This is a genomic window from Janthinobacterium sp. 61 (assembly GCF_002846335.1).
In the GTDB taxonomy this organism is placed as follows: domain Bacteria; phylum Pseudomonadota; class Gammaproteobacteria; order Burkholderiales; family Burkholderiaceae_D; genus Janthinobacterium.
On sequence record NZ_PJMQ01000001.1, the window covers coordinates 5,176,489 to 5,189,098 of the forward strand.

General features: G+C 60.4%; 14 protein-coding genes. 11 read left to right on the forward strand and 3 right to left on the reverse strand.

All coding sequences use genetic code 11. The annotated features are described in order from the left end of the window. Positions 1-24: 24 nt before the first annotated feature. On the reverse strand, positions 25-1,119 hold the full coding sequence (locus tag CLU92_RS23500) for an anhydro-N-acetylmuramic acid kinase (protein WP_101483819.1): 1,095 nt from the start codon (positions 1,117-1,119) through the stop codon (positions 25-27). A gap of 146 nt (positions 1,120-1,265) precedes the next feature. Beyond that, on the reverse strand, positions 1,266-2,633 hold the full coding sequence (locus CLU92_RS23505; protein ID WP_101483820.1) for a M23 family metallopeptidase: 1,368 nt from the start codon (positions 2,631-2,633) through the stop codon (positions 1,266-1,268). A 154-nt stretch (positions 2,634-2,787) separates the two neighbouring features. Between CLU92_RS23505 and tyrS the strand changes: the two genes are divergently transcribed. The 11 genes from tyrS to CLU92_RS23560 all read left to right on the forward strand — a co-directional run bounded on the left by tyrS (position 2,788) and on the right by CLU92_RS23560 (position 12,027). Further along, a complete protein-coding gene (gene tyrS, locus CLU92_RS23510; RefSeq protein ID WP_076568307.1) occupies positions 2,788-4,053 on the forward strand; it encodes a tyrosine--tRNA ligase in 1,266 nt (421 codons plus the stop codon). Then, complete coding sequence (dtd, locus tag CLU92_RS23515; protein ID WP_101483821.1) at positions 4,050-4,499, forward strand: D-aminoacyl-tRNA deacylase; 450 nt, start codon at positions 4,050-4,052, stop codon at positions 4,497-4,499. The genes tyrS and dtd overlap by 4 nt, the downstream gene beginning before the upstream one ends. 25 nt (positions 4,500-4,524) lie before the next feature. Further along, the gene (locus CLU92_RS23520) at positions 4,525-5,157 is read left to right on the forward strand and encodes a YbhB/YbcL family Raf kinase inhibitor-like protein (protein WP_101483822.1); all 633 of its coding nucleotides are present in this window, start codon (positions 4,525-4,527) and stop codon (positions 5,155-5,157) included. A gap of 3 nt (positions 5,158-5,160) precedes the next feature. Further along, entirely contained in the window at positions 5,161-5,805 is a 645-nt protein-coding gene (locus tag CLU92_RS23525) for a histidine phosphatase family protein (protein ID WP_101483823.1), read from the forward strand. Between the two features lie 162 nt (positions 5,806-5,967). After that, entirely contained in the window at positions 5,968-7,008 is a 1,041-nt protein-coding gene (gene dusB, locus CLU92_RS23530; RefSeq protein ID WP_101483824.1) for a tRNA dihydrouridine synthase DusB, read from the forward strand. 178 nt (positions 7,009-7,186) lie between these two features. After that, positions 7,187-7,420, forward strand: a complete 234-nt coding sequence (locus tag CLU92_RS23535) for a helix-turn-helix domain-containing protein (RefSeq protein ID WP_008445162.1) — start codon at positions 7,187-7,189, stop codon at positions 7,418-7,420. Positions 7,421-7,526: 106 nt separating this feature from the next. After that, the gene (gene purH / locus CLU92_RS23540; protein WP_101483825.1) at positions 7,527-9,113 is read left to right on the forward strand and encodes a bifunctional phosphoribosylaminoimidazolecarboxamide formyltransferase/IMP cyclohydrolase; all 1,587 of its coding nucleotides are present in this window, start codon (positions 7,527-7,529) and stop codon (positions 9,111-9,113) included. Between the two features lie 182 nt (positions 9,114-9,295). Then, complete coding sequence (gene ruvC, locus CLU92_RS23545) at positions 9,296-9,835, forward strand: crossover junction endodeoxyribonuclease RuvC (RefSeq protein WP_101483826.1); 540 nt, start codon at positions 9,296-9,298, stop codon at positions 9,833-9,835. Positions 9,836-9,877: 42 nt separating this feature from the next. After that, on the forward strand, positions 9,878-10,456 hold the full coding sequence (ruvA, locus tag CLU92_RS23550; RefSeq protein WP_070222695.1) for a Holliday junction branch migration protein RuvA: 579 nt from the start codon (positions 9,878-9,880) through the stop codon (positions 10,454-10,456). Between the two features lie 6 nt (positions 10,457-10,462). After that, entirely contained in the window at positions 10,463-11,518 is a 1,056-nt protein-coding gene (gene ruvB / locus CLU92_RS23555) for a Holliday junction branch migration DNA helicase RuvB (protein ID WP_101483827.1), read from the forward strand. A gap of 32 nt (positions 11,519-11,550) precedes the next feature. Further along, on the forward strand, positions 11,551-12,027 hold the full coding sequence (locus CLU92_RS23560) for a YaiI/YqxD family protein (RefSeq protein ID WP_101484856.1): 477 nt from the start codon (positions 11,551-11,553) through the stop codon (positions 12,025-12,027). A 52-nt stretch (positions 12,028-12,079) separates the two neighbouring features. Here CLU92_RS23560 and CLU92_RS23565 read toward each other — a convergent pair whose 3' ends face one another. After that, on the reverse strand, positions 12,080-12,547 hold the full coding sequence (locus tag CLU92_RS23565; RefSeq protein WP_101483828.1) for a DUF2147 domain-containing protein: 468 nt from the start codon (positions 12,545-12,547) through the stop codon (positions 12,080-12,082). Positions 12,548-12,610: the final 63 nt, after the last annotated feature.

A 12,610-nucleotide genomic window follows, 5' to 3' on the forward strand; every position in this document is an offset into this window, starting at 1 on the left:
CGCTATTTGTGTTTCTACGCATGATCAACGGGGATACAGCGCACCCAGTACTCGCAAACCCTGCGCGCCCGTCACGGCAGGCAAGTTGCCAGGCTTGCGCTGTGTAAAACGCCAGGCCAGCCAGGCAAAGGCCAGCGCTTCGACCTGGCTGGGCGCCACGCCCAGCGCTTCCGTCGATGCCACCGCCATGCCCGGCAATTCAGCGGCCAGGGCCGCCATCAGGCTGGCGTTCTGAGCGCCGCCGCCGCATACATACACGTTTTCCGCCTGCGCCCCGTCGCGCGTGATGGCTTGCGCCAGGCTGGCGGCCGTCAGCTGCGTCAGGGTCGCTTGCACGTCGGCCGGCCGGGCAGCTGGATGCCTGACCAGCTTGGCTTGTAGCCAGTCGGCATGGAACAGGTCGCGCCCCGTGCTTTTTGGCGCCGGCAAGTCAAAATACGGTTCATTAAGCAATTCTGCCAGCAGGGCGGGGATGACCTGGCCTGTAGCGGCCCAGGCGCCGTTGGCGTCGTACGGTTGGCCTTGGTGCTGCAAGACCCAGCCATCCATCAGCGCATTGCCCGGGCCTGTGTCGTAGCCCGTCACCGTGCCATCCGCATGCAGCACGCTGATATTGCTGATGCCGCCGATATTGGCCAGCACGCGCGTGTCGCCGGGAAGATTGAAAATGGCTTGATGGAAGGCTGGTACCAGCGGCGCGCCCTGGCCGCCGGCAGCCACGTCGCGGCTGCGCAAGTCGGCAATGACATCGATGCCCGTCAGTTCGGCCAGCAGAGCCGGGTTGTTCAGCTGGCGCGTAAAACCCAGTTCGGGGCGGTGGCGGATGGTCTGGCCATGCGCGCCGATGGCGGTGATGGCGTCCGGGGCAATGCCGGCGTTGCTCAATAGCATGGCGACGCAGTCGGCGTAATGGCGCACCAGTTGATTGGCCGCCAGCGCTTCGCGTTCGATTTCATTCTGGCCCGCACTTTGCAGGGCCATCAGGTCGGCGCGCAGGCTGGCGGGAAAGGCAATATAGCTGTCGCCAAGGCTGCGCACGCCGCCATCATCGGAAAAATCGACCAGCGCGCCGTCGACGCCATCGAGGCTGGTGCCCGACATTAAACCGATATACAGCATGGGTGTTTCCTCGCGTGCGTAAGTGATGAGGTGCATTGTGCCGCATTTGTGCCGTACGCAAAAGCGCGGGGGAAAAAACAAAGGCACCGGCCATCTGCATGGGCGGTGCCTTTGTGTATTGCCCGAAGGCAGTGTCGCAGTGTTGCTTAGCGCGACGCCAGTGCCGTGTCGTTCGGACGCAGCAGGGTGAAGCGGTGCATCATGTCAGCGGAGACCATGCGGAAGCGGCTCAGCTCGGCGGCCGTCAGCGGCGCCTGGGCTTGCACGTTCAGCTTGCTTGGGTCTTGTGCCACGCCGCCGACGCGGAATTCATAGTGCAAATGGGCGCCCGTGGACCAGCCGGTGGTGCCGACATAGCCAATCACATCGCCCTGGCTTACTTTTTGACCCTTTTTCAAGCCCGAAGCGAAGCGGCTCATGTGGGCGTAGGCGGTGCTGTAGTTGGCCCAGTGTTTCAGGACAACAACATTGCCGTAGCCATTTTGGCTGCCAACGGAATCGACCACGCCGTCGCCCGAGGCGCGGATAGGCGTGCCAGTTGCTGCGGCGAAATCGATGCCCTTGTGCGCTTTCCAGTTGCCGGAAATCGGGTGCACACGCATGGAGAAGCCGGACGAGATGCGGGAAAATTCGAGGGGGGATTTCAGGAAGGCTTTTTTGAGGGACTTGCCGTCAAAACTGTAGTAGCCGCCGCCTTGCTTGCTGGCTGGGTCTTCGAACCAAACGGACTGGTAGGTCTTGCCGCGGTTGGTGAATTCACCGGCCAGGATGCGGCCCGCGCGGACAAATTCGCCATCTTGCCAGAATGTTTCGTAGACAACGTTGAACGAATCGCCTCGTTTCAGATCGGAGCGGAAGTCGATATTGGTGGAGAACATTTCCACGATTTGCGCGGAAATCGTGTCTGGCAGGCGGGTGCCGTCCAGGCTGGAATCGGTGGCGGCAAACAGAGTGGAGGTAATCTTGCGCGCGTGCATTTCAACGCGGCGTTCCAGCTGGGCTGCCACTTCCGTGGCCACGAACTTGTCGCCCTTGCGGGTGATCAGGATGTTCTTGACCGATTTGTCCGTGCCATCGACGAGAGTGGCGCGCATCCAGTTGAGGTCGCCGTTTTCGGACGTTTGCGCTTGCACGCGCTTGCCCGATTTGAGCAACATCACGCCGCGCGCAATCTTGTCGGTCTTGATGAAATTGGCGGCCGCCGAATCATTCACGCCGAGACGGGTCAGCAGGGTGGCGAGGGTATCGCCAGCGCGGACTTTTTCTTCGTGGGTGAAATTCTGGTCTACCTGTTCCATCGCGGAAATTTGCGAGGCGAGATCAGGCATTTCCAGGTTCTGGGCGATGGACGTGACCGGCAAGTCGGATGCGTCTGGCGCCATGGGCGACACAGCGACAGCGCCGAAGGCGGCGACGGCGAGCAGCACTGCGGACGCGCCGATAATGCGTGCCTTGCGTGTCGTCGTCAGCTGTGTGTACAAGCGTGAGCTTGTGATTTTATGTATAGGGTTCATGCAATCAGTTAAAATTTGCCCTTGAACGATTCGTGAACTAGTGCTCTTTGTTATTGTTATTTTGGTTCGTTTTCATACGGCAAGATTGATGGGATCGAGCATTATAGCAAACTCCGCAAACCTACTACCATTTTGAGATCTACAGTCAAATTTTATGGAAATCAACACCACCGCATCGCCTACAAAGGCTAACGCCGCTCAGACCGCGCTTGTGCTGTCGGACAGAGTACAAGAAGCCCTCGCGATTACCAAGCGTGGCGTCGACGAACTCTTGATCGAAAGCGAATTTGCGCAAAAATTAGCACGCTCCGAGAAAACCGGTGTTCCACTGCGCATCAAACTGGGCCTAGACCCGACTGCACCCGACTTGCATCTGGGCCACACTGTCGTGCTGAACAAGATGCGCCAGTTGCAAAACCTGGGCCATCAAGTCATTTTCCTCATTGGCGACTTTACTTCGATGATCGGCGACCCTTCGGGCCGCAACGTCACGCGCCCGCCTTTGACCAAGGAACAGATCGAGATTAACGCGATGACGTATTTCGCGCAAGCATCTTTAGTGCTGGACGCCAGCAAGACCGAAATCCGCTATAACTCCGAGTGGTGCGATCCGCTGGGCGCGCGCGGCATCATTCAGCTCGCTTCCCACTACACGGTGGCGCGCATGATCGAGCGCGACGACTTCACCAAGCGCTTCCAGGGCGGCATTCCTATTTCCGTGCATGAATTCCTCTACCCGCTGATGCAAGGCTACGACTCGGTGGCTCTGAAGTCGGACCTGGAACTGGGCGGCACGGACCAGAAGTTCAACCTGCTGGTGGGCCGCGAACTGCAAAAGCAGTATGGACAGGAGCAGCAATGTATTTTGACCATGCCGCTGCTGGAAGGTTTGGACGGCGTGGAAAAAATGTCCAAGTCGAAGAATAACTACATCGGCATCACGGAACCGGGTAACACCATGTTCGCCAAGCTGATGAGTATTTCCGACGTCATGATGTGGCGCTACTACGAGTTGCTGTCGTGGCGTTCGATCGCCGAACTGGCCCAGCTGAAGCGCGAAGTCGAGGAAGGCCGCAATCCACGCGATGCCAAGGTTGCGCTGGCGCAAGAAATCGTCGCCCGTTTCCATTCGCAGCAGGCGGCGGAAGATGCGCTGGCCGACTTCGTCAACCGCTCGAAGGGCGGCATTCCCGACGATATCCCGGCAGTGACGCTGGCTGGCGCACCGCTGGGCATCCCGCAATTGCTCAAGCAAGCAGGTCTGTGCCCATCGACCTCGGAAGCCATGCGCAAGATCGACCAGGGCGGCGTGCGCATCGACGGCACCGTCATCAGCGACAAGGGCTTGCAAGTGGCGGCCGGCGAATTCGTGTTGCAAGTTGGCAAGCGCAGTTTCGCGCGCGTCACCTTGACGGCATGATTGCGCTGCTGCAAAGAGTCACGCAGGCGAAAGTCGACGTTGCCGGCGCCACCATCGGCGCCATTGACGCCGGCCTGATGGTGCTGGTGTGTGCGGAGCGGGGCGATACGGAGAAGGAAGCGGACGCCCTGCTGACCAAATTGCTTGGCTATCGTGTGTTTGCCGACGAAGCGGGCAAGATGAACCGCAGTGTCACGGACGTGGCCGGCGGCTTGCTGCTGGTGCCCCAGTTTACGCTGGCGGCCGATACCAAGTCCGGTACGCGCCCGTCGTTTACGCCGGCAGCCGCGCCGCAGGATGGCTTGCGCCTGTTTTCGCATTTCGTGGAACAGGCGCGCAGCCGCCATGCGACCGTGCAAACGGGACAGTTTGGCGCCGACATGCAAGTGTCGCTGACGAATGACGGACCCGTCACCTTTTGGCTGCAAGTGAATGCAAAGCAATAACTAAAAAGATAAAAGGGAGCAAGCGATGATATTGTGGAGCGAGACGTTTCGTGATGGCGGCCTGATGCCGGCCGACTATGCGTTTGCCGAGATCGATCCGGCCAGCCGCGTGCGCCTCGCCGGCAACCGCAATCCCCATCTGGCCTGGGATGAGGTGCCTAGCGGCACCGAATCGCTGGCCCTGTTCTGCATCGACCCCGATGCGCCGCAAGACGCCAGCCTGGCCAACCGCGATGACCAGGCTCTGCCGCTGACGGCGCTGCGCGGTGACTTTTATCACTGGAGCTTGCTCGACTTGCCGCCGGACATGCGGGTCATAGCCGCCGGAGAGTTTTCCAGCGGCATCACGCCGCGCGGCAAGCCTGCTGGTACGGTGTTGCGCCAGGGCATCAACGACTACACGGGCTGGTTTGCCGGCGATCCTGACATGGCCGGCGATTATTACGGTTATGATGGCCCGTGCCCGCCGTGGAATGACGAGCGCATCCACCACTACATCTTCCGCCTGTATGCGCTCGACGTGCCGCGCCTGGCCTTGCCCGAGCGTTTTACGGGGCAGCAAGCCCATGCCGCTCTCTACGGCCACATCCTCGACGAAGCCCAGCTCGTCGTTGCCTACTCGCTCAAGCCCGAGCTGGCACTTACCCTGAAGAAATAAAGCATGAGCACCACGATTTTACTGATACGCCATGGCGAAACGGCCTGGAACGCGGGTCGCCGCCTGCAGGGCCATATCGACATCGCCTTGAACGAGGCGGGCTTGGCCCAAGCGGCCGCGCTGGGGCAGGCGCTGGCGGATGAACCGCTGGCCGCCATCATTGCCAGCGACTTGCAACGCGCGCAGCATACGGCGCAAGCCGTAGCCGATGTGAAAGACCTTCCCGTGCAGGCAGACCCCTTGCTGCGCGAGCGCTGCTATGGCGCTTTCGAAGGCTTGCTGTATGCGGATATCGCCGCGCGCTATCCGCATGAGTATGCGCAATGGCAATCGCGGCAGATCGATGCCGTGATGCCCTCCGGCGAGCGCGTAGCGGAGAGCTTCCGCCAGTTCTATGCGCGCGCAAATGGCGCCATCGCGCGCTGGGCCCAGCGCTATGACGGCCAGACGATAGCCATCGTGGCACACGGCGGCGTGCTCGAATGCGCCTACCGCGAGGCGATCGGCATGGCGCTCGACAGTCCGCGCGACTTCCAGGTTCAAAATGCCAGCGTCAACCGTTTTTCGTATGCGGATGGCAAGCTGCAATTAAAGCACTGGGGAGACATCGACCACCTGAGCGTGCCCGCAATGGACGAGCTGAGCTGACAGTCGGGGCGAGCTGCCGGACCGGGCCGCCAGCGGTCCATTTTGCTGTGCTGCACAAGCGCGGCGCCCACTCTGGCGCACTGAAACAAAAAAATAGTGCTTATTAAATAGGCAGGGAATCGGTTAAAATAGCAGGTTCCTCCGTCCATTCCAGGTTCTTCAGTGCAAATCGGCCCTTACATTCTGCGCAATAACGTTTTCGTCGCTCCCATGGCGGGCGTGACGGATCGGCCTTTCCGCCAGTTGTGCAAGCAGCTGGGTGCCGGCTATGCCGTGTCGGAAATGGCGGCGTCGAATCCACGCCTGTGGGCGACGGAAAAAAGCGCGCGCCGCACGGACCACGAAGGCGAAATGGAGCCGAAAGCCGTGCAAATCGCCGGTGCCGATCCGCAAGACCTGGCCGATTGCGCCAAGTTCAACGTGGACCGGGGCGCGCAGATCATCGACATCAACATGGGTTGCCCCGTGAAGAAGGTGTGCAACAGCTGGTGCGGTTCGGCCCTGCTGCAAAACGAAAGCCTGGTCGAAAAGATCCTGCACGCCGTCGTCAATGCCGTCGACGTGCCCGTCACCCTGAAATTTCGCACGGGCTGGAACCGCGAAAACAAGAATGCCCTGAAAATCGCCCGCATCGCCGAGCAGGCTGGCATCCAGATGCTGACCTTGCACGGCCGTACGCGCGCCGATGGCTACAAGGGCGATGCCGAATATGAAACCATTGCCGCCGTGAAAGCATCAGTGGGTATTCCCGTGGTGGCCAATGGCGACATTACCAGTCCGCAGAAGGCCCGTTTTGTGCTCGATCAAACGGGTGCCGATGCCGTCATGATCGGCCGCGCGGCGCAGGGCCGGCCGTGGATTTGCCGCGAAATCGACCATTTCCTGCGCACCGGCACCGTGTTGCCGGCACCCTACGTGGATGAAGTGCGTACCTTGATGGATGAGCATTTGCGCGCCCATTACGCGTTTTACGGAGAATTTCTCGGTGTGCGCACGGCGCGCAAGCACATCGGCTGGTATGTGAAAGACCTGGAAGGCGGCGAAGCGTTCCGCCAGCAAATGAACTTGCTGGAGTCGACGGACGCGCAATTGCTGGCCGTCGATCAATTTTTTGAGTCGCAATGGAAATTTGGCGAGCGGTTACAATACCGCCTCTCCGAATCCAGTGAAAGTGGCCTGCTAGAAACGGCCACGGCAGCATGAGCAGATAGCAACGCAGTGATATAAGTTACAAGCAATAGTTGCGAGAAGTACAAGGGCGAGCGCCTATACAGAGCGTCATGCAATATTAATTACAACACCGAGGCAAGAGGGCAGCACGCGGACCGCATGAGCGGCGCGGCACCGCATTGCCAGGTGTTCAGCCGGTTGAAGCATAAAAATGAGCAAAGAAAGCATTCAGGAAGTCGTACAGAAAAGTCTAGAAGATTACTTCAATGACCTGGGCGAACAGCAAGCATCGAATATCTATGACATGGTCGTGCTGACCGTGGAAAAGCCCATCCTGGAAGTCGTGATGACACGCGCCGATGGCAACCAGTCGCACGCCGCGCAGATGCTGGGCATCAACCGCAATACCCTGCGCAAGAAATTGCAGGAGCACGGTTTGCTGTAATGCCGGCATGCAAGTGACGCCAAGATTTGAATCCGCCGCAGCGGGCTTAGCCTGAAGCTGAGCGCTGCGCCATTCGCCAAGAACACTTAACCACCTAGCCACAGCCATGATCAAACAAGCTCTCCTCTCCGTTTCCGACAAGACCGGCGTTCTCGAATTCGCCCGTGCCCTGTCGGCCCTCGGCGTCAACCTCCTGTCCACCGGCGGTACCGCAAAATTGCTGGCAGACAACGGTGTTCCTGTCACGGAAGTTGCCGATTACACGGGTTTCCCGGAGATGCTCGATGGCCGTGTGAAAACCCTGCACCCGAAAGTGCATGGCGGTATCCTGGCGCGCCGCGATTTCCCTGAGCACATGTCGAAACTGGTCGAGCACGACATGCCGACCATCGACATGGTGGTGGTCAACCTGTACCCGTTCCAGGGCACGGTTGCCAAGGCCGATTGCACGCTGGAAGACGCCATCGAAAACATCGATATCGGCGGCCCGACCATGCTGCGTTCGGCGGCCAAGAACCACAAGGACGTGGTCGTCATCTGCGATCCGACCGACTACGACGCCGTGCTGGCGGAAATGCGCTCGGCCGACGGCAAGGCAGGCGACGTCAGCTACGACACCAAATTCATGCTGGCGAAAAAAGTCTTTGCGCACACGGCGCAATACGATGGCGCCATCACCAACTACCTGACCAGCCTGGGCCCGACGAAGGTGCACGCCGAGCGCGGCGCTTATCCGCAAATCCTGAACGTTGCCTTTGAAAAAGTGCAAGACATGCGCTACGGTGAAAACCCGCACCAGAGCGCCGCCTTCTACCGCGACCTGGTGACCATCGATGGCGCGCTGGCCAACTATCGCCAGCTGCAAGGCAAGGAATTGTCGTATAACAACATCGCCGATGCCGATGCAGCCTGGGAATGTGTGAAGAGCCTGGGCGGCTTCGAGCAAAGCGCCGCCTGCGTGATCGTCAAGCACGCGAACCCATGCGGCGTAGCCCTGGGCAAGGATGCGGCCGAAGCGTATGCGCGTGCCCTGCAGACGGACCCGACCTCCGCGTTTGGCGGCATCATCGCCTTCAACACGGAACTCGATGGCGCCACCGCCGGCGAAATCGCCAAGCTGTTCGTGGAAGTGCTGATCGCCCCATCGTTTTCAAAGGAAGCGAAACAGATTCTGTCGAGCAAGCAAAACGTGCGCATGCTGGAAATCCCACTGGGCAATGGCGTCAACGCCATGGACTTCAAGCGCGTGGGTGGCGGTCTGCTGGTGCAATCGCCGGACGCGAAAAACGTCGGTATCGGCGACTTGCGCGTGGTCAGCAAGCTGCAGCCAACGCCGCAGCAATTGTCGGACCTGATGTTCGCCTGGAAAGTGGCGAAATTCGTCAAGTCGAACGCCATCGTCTTCTGCGGCAATAACATGACCCTGGGCGTGGGTGCTGGCCAAATGAGCCGTATCGATTCGGCCCGCATCGCTTCCATCAAGGCGCAAAACGCGGGCCTGTCGCTGACCGGTTCCGTGGTGGCGTCGGATGCCTTCTTCCCGTTCCGCGACGGCCTCGACGTCGTCGTCGATGCGGGCGCGACCTGCGTCATCCACCCGGGCGGCTCCATGCGCGACCAGGAAGTGATCGATGCGGCGGACGAGCGCGGCGTGGTCATGCTCTACACGGGCACGCGTCACTTCCGTCATTGATCGATGGAGAAAGTAGGTCGGATTAGCGGGGCCGCAGGCCGCGCGTAATCCGACAAGCGCAGTTGGCAACGCATGTCGGATTACGCGTACCGCTAATCCGACCTACAGGCTCTCTAAAAAGTACTCAGCGGCAGGCATCGGTTATTCACCGGTGCCTGCCGTATTCATTATAGAATCTGGCGATGATTATTCTTGGCATCGATCCTGGCCTGCGCACGACCGGCTTTGGGGTCATTGAAAAACACGGCAACAAGCTGCGCTATATCGCGTCAGGGACCATCAAGACGGGTTCCGAAGGGCAATTGCCACCGCGCCTGAAGATCATCCTGCAGGGCGTGAGCGAAATTGTCGGTACCTACCAGCCCGATTGCGCGGCCATCGAAAAAGTGTTTGTCAACGTCAATCCCCAATCGACCCTGCTGCTGGGCCAGGCGCGCGGCGCGGCCATCTGCGCGCTCGTGCATGCCGACCTGTCGGTGGCCGAATATACGGCGCTGCAAGTGAAACAGGCCGTCACGGGCCACGGCAAGGCGGCCAAGGAGCAGGTGCAGGAAATGGTGTCGCGGCTGTTGTCACTGCCCGGCTTGCCCGGCACGGATGCGGCCGATGCCCTGGGCGTGGCCATTTGCCACGCCAACAGCATCGATGCGCTGGCCATGATAGGCGCACTGGCGCCCCAGCTGCAGGGCTTGCGCATGAAGCGCGGCCGTTTAGTGGGGTAAACGCATGGCCCATAACTATATACACAACATTAGGAACACGCGATGATAGGTCGTCTCTCCGGTATTTTGCTTGAAAAGAATCCGCCACAATTGCTGGTCGATTGCCAGGGCGTAGGCTATGAAGTCGACGTGCCGATGAGCACGTTTTACAACTTGCCGCACGTGGGTGAAAAAGTCGTGCTGTTCACGCACCAGGCCATCCGCGAAGATGCGCATCTGTTGTTTGGCTTCGGCAATGCGGCTGAGCGGGCCGTGTTCCGCCAGTTGATCAAGATCACGGGCGTGGGCGCGCGCATGGCCTTGTCCATCCTGTCGGGCATGACGATTGCCGACCTGGCGCAAGCGATCACCTTGCAGGATTCGGGCCGCCTGGTCAAAGTACCTGGCATCGGCAAGAAGACGGCCGAGCGTCTGCTGCTGGAATTGAAGGGCAAGTTGGGTGCCGATATCGGCGCCGGTGGCGCACACGCGGCGCCGGACGCGCAATCGGATATTTTGAACGCGCTGGTGGCGCTCGGTTATTCGGACAAGGAAGCGCTGGCCGCCGTGAAAAACGTGCCGGCTGGCAGCGGCGTCTCGGACGGCATCAAACTGGCGCTGAAAGCGCTGTCGAAAGGCTGATAAGGCATGAGCATCCAGACCGACAGCTTCACGGAACAGCGCATCATCGACGCGGCGCCCATCTCGCACAACGAAGAAGCCATCGAACGGGCTTTGCGCCCCAAGCAGCTAGACGAGTATGTGGGGCAGGAAAAGATCCGCGACCAGCTGGAAATCTTCATCACGGCGGCGCGCCAGCGCAAGGAAGCGCTCGACCATACCTTGCTGTTCGGGCCGCCGGGCCTGGGCAAGACGACCCTGGCGCACATCATCGCGCGCGAAATGGGCGTCAACCTGCGCCAGACGTCCGGCCCCGTGCTGGAGCGCCCGGGCGACCTGGCGGCGATTTTGACGAACCTGGAAGCGAACGACGTCCTGTTCATCGATGAAATCCACCGGCTGTCGCCTGTCGTGGAAGAGATTTTGTATCCGGCGCTTGAGGATTATCAAATCGATATTATGATCGGCGAAGGCCCGGCTGCCCGTTCCGTGAAACTCGATCTGCAACCGTTTACCCTGGTCGGCGCCACCACGCGGGCCGGCATGTTGACCAACCCGCTGCGCGACCGCTTCGGCATCGTGGCGCGCCTGGAGTTTTACAACACGGGCGAACTGACGAAGATCGTCACGCGCAGCGCCGCCTTGCTGAAAGCGCCCATCGACCCGGAAGGCGCGCACGAGATCGCCCAGCGCGCCCGTGGCACGCCGCGTATCGCCAACCGCTTGCTGCGCCGCGTGCGCGATTTTGCGGAAGTCAAAAGCAATGGCGAGATCACCAAGGTGGTGGCCGACCGCGCCTTGGCCATGCTGGACGTCGATTCTGTGGGCTTCGACGTGATGGACCGCAAGCTGCTCGAAGCCGTGCTGTTCAAGTTTGGCGGCGGTCCCGTCGGCATCGGCAACCTGGCGGCCGCTATCGGTGAAGCGGCCGATACCATCGAAGACGTGCTGGAACCGTATCTGATCCAGCAAGGCTTCTTGCAGCGCACGCCGCGTGGCCGCGTTGCCACGCCGGCCGCCTATTTGCACTTCGGCGTCAGCGCACCGCGCATGGGTCCCGGCGGCGAAGCGTGGGAACTGTGATGGCGGACGGTAGTCAGCAAGCCATGCCGGGCATGCAAATCTGGATCGACGCCGATGCCTGCCCCGTGGTCATCAAGGAAATCCTGTACCGCGTGGCCGATCGCCTGGAGTTGCCGCTCATCCTGGTGGCCAACCAGGGCTTGCGCGTGCCGCCGTCGCGCTTCATCCGCACCGTGCAAGTGCCGTCCGGCGCCGATGTTGCCGACCAGGAAATCGTGCGGCTGCTCAATCCCGGCGACCTCGTCATCACCGGTGACATCCCGCTGGCTGCCGACGTGCTGACCAAGGGCGGTTTTGCGCTGAATCCCCGCGGCGAGTTTTATACGAAAGATAATATCGCCCAGCAACTGACGATGCGCGCCTTCATGGAAGAATTGCGCAGCGGTGGCGTGGACACGGGCGGCCCGACCGCCTTCAGCCAGTCCGACCGGCAGCAGTTCGCCAACAGCCTGGACCGGCATCTGAGCAAGCATCACCGCAAGCCGGCGCCAGCCGTGCGTCAGACGTAAAAAAGCCGGCGCTGAGGCCGGCTTCGACAGGGCGGGGCAGGGCGTGCGCTGCTTATTCTTCGCGCACCCACGTCTGCGAGCGGCCAAACATTGGTACACCGATGTAGCCGCGCACTTGCAACTTGGTGCCGCCTTCCATCAGTTCGGCCTTGCTCTTGTAAGTCTTGCCATTGGCCGGGTCCGTGATTTCGCCGCCCGTCCATTCCTTGCCGTCATACTTCAGGCCGGACAGGATTACCAGGCCGATGATGGGCTGGTCCTTGTTGGCGCCCGTGCACTTGTCGCACTTCGGGTTTTGATCTTCATTCGGGGCGCGGAACAGCTTGTCGATCTTACCTTGCAAGACACCGTTGTTTTCCGTGATGACGACGAGCGATTTCGGCTTGCCGGTGGCGTCGTCGATGGTTTTCCACGTGCCTACGGGCGTGTGGTTATCGTCGCGCGCTGTGGCGCTGCCGGCGATGGCCAGGGCGGCCATCATGATGCTTGCTGTGACGCTTGCTTTGAATATTTTATGCATTGCTAGTCTCCAATGGTTTTTTTGATCGGGTCACGAACAGTTTATATACCAAGGCAAGACCAG

Excerpts from the sequence above, each read along its gene's own strand:
- dtd (WP_101483821.1), top strand. The coding sequence starts at position 4,050 with ATGATTGCGCTGCTGCAAAGAGTCACGCAGGCGAAAGTCGACGTTGCC.
- CLU92_RS23525 (WP_101483823.1), top strand. The coding sequence starts at position 5,161 with ATGAGCACCACGATTTTACTGATACGCCATGGCGAAACGGCCTGGAAC.
- ruvA (WP_070222695.1), top strand. The coding sequence starts at position 9,878 with ATGATAGGTCGTCTCTCCGGTATTTTGCTTGAAAAGAATCCGCCACAA.
- CLU92_RS23535 (WP_008445162.1), top strand. The coding sequence starts at position 7,187 with ATGAGCAAAGAAAGCATTCAGGAAGTCGTACAGAAAAGTCTAGAAGAT.
- CLU92_RS23560 (WP_101484856.1), top strand. The coding sequence starts at position 11,551 with ATGCAAATCTGGATCGACGCCGATGCCTGCCCCGTGGTCATCAAGGAA.
- tyrS (WP_076568307.1), top strand. The coding sequence starts at position 2,788 with ATGGAAATCAACACCACCGCATCGCCTACAAAGGCTAACGCCGCTCAG.
- CLU92_RS23520 (WP_101483822.1), top strand. The coding sequence starts at position 4,525 with ATGATATTGTGGAGCGAGACGTTTCGTGATGGCGGCCTGATGCCGGCC.
- CLU92_RS23500 (WP_101483819.1), bottom strand. The coding sequence starts at position 1,119 with ATGCTGTATATCGGTTTAATGTCGGGCACCAGCCTCGATGGCGTCGAC.
- ruvB (WP_101483827.1), top strand. The coding sequence starts at position 10,463 with ATGAGCATCCAGACCGACAGCTTCACGGAACAGCGCATCATCGACGCG.
- CLU92_RS23505 (WP_101483820.1), bottom strand. The coding sequence starts at position 2,633 with ATGAACCCTATACATAAAATCACAAGCTCACGCTTGTACACACAGCTG.
- CLU92_RS23565 (WP_101483828.1), bottom strand. The coding sequence starts at position 12,547 with ATGCATAAAATATTCAAAGCAAGCGTCACAGCAAGCATCATGATGGCC.
- ruvC (WP_101483826.1), top strand. The coding sequence starts at position 9,296 with ATGATTATTCTTGGCATCGATCCTGGCCTGCGCACGACCGGCTTTGGG.
- purH (WP_101483825.1), top strand. The coding sequence starts at position 7,527 with ATGATCAAACAAGCTCTCCTCTCCGTTTCCGACAAGACCGGCGTTCTC.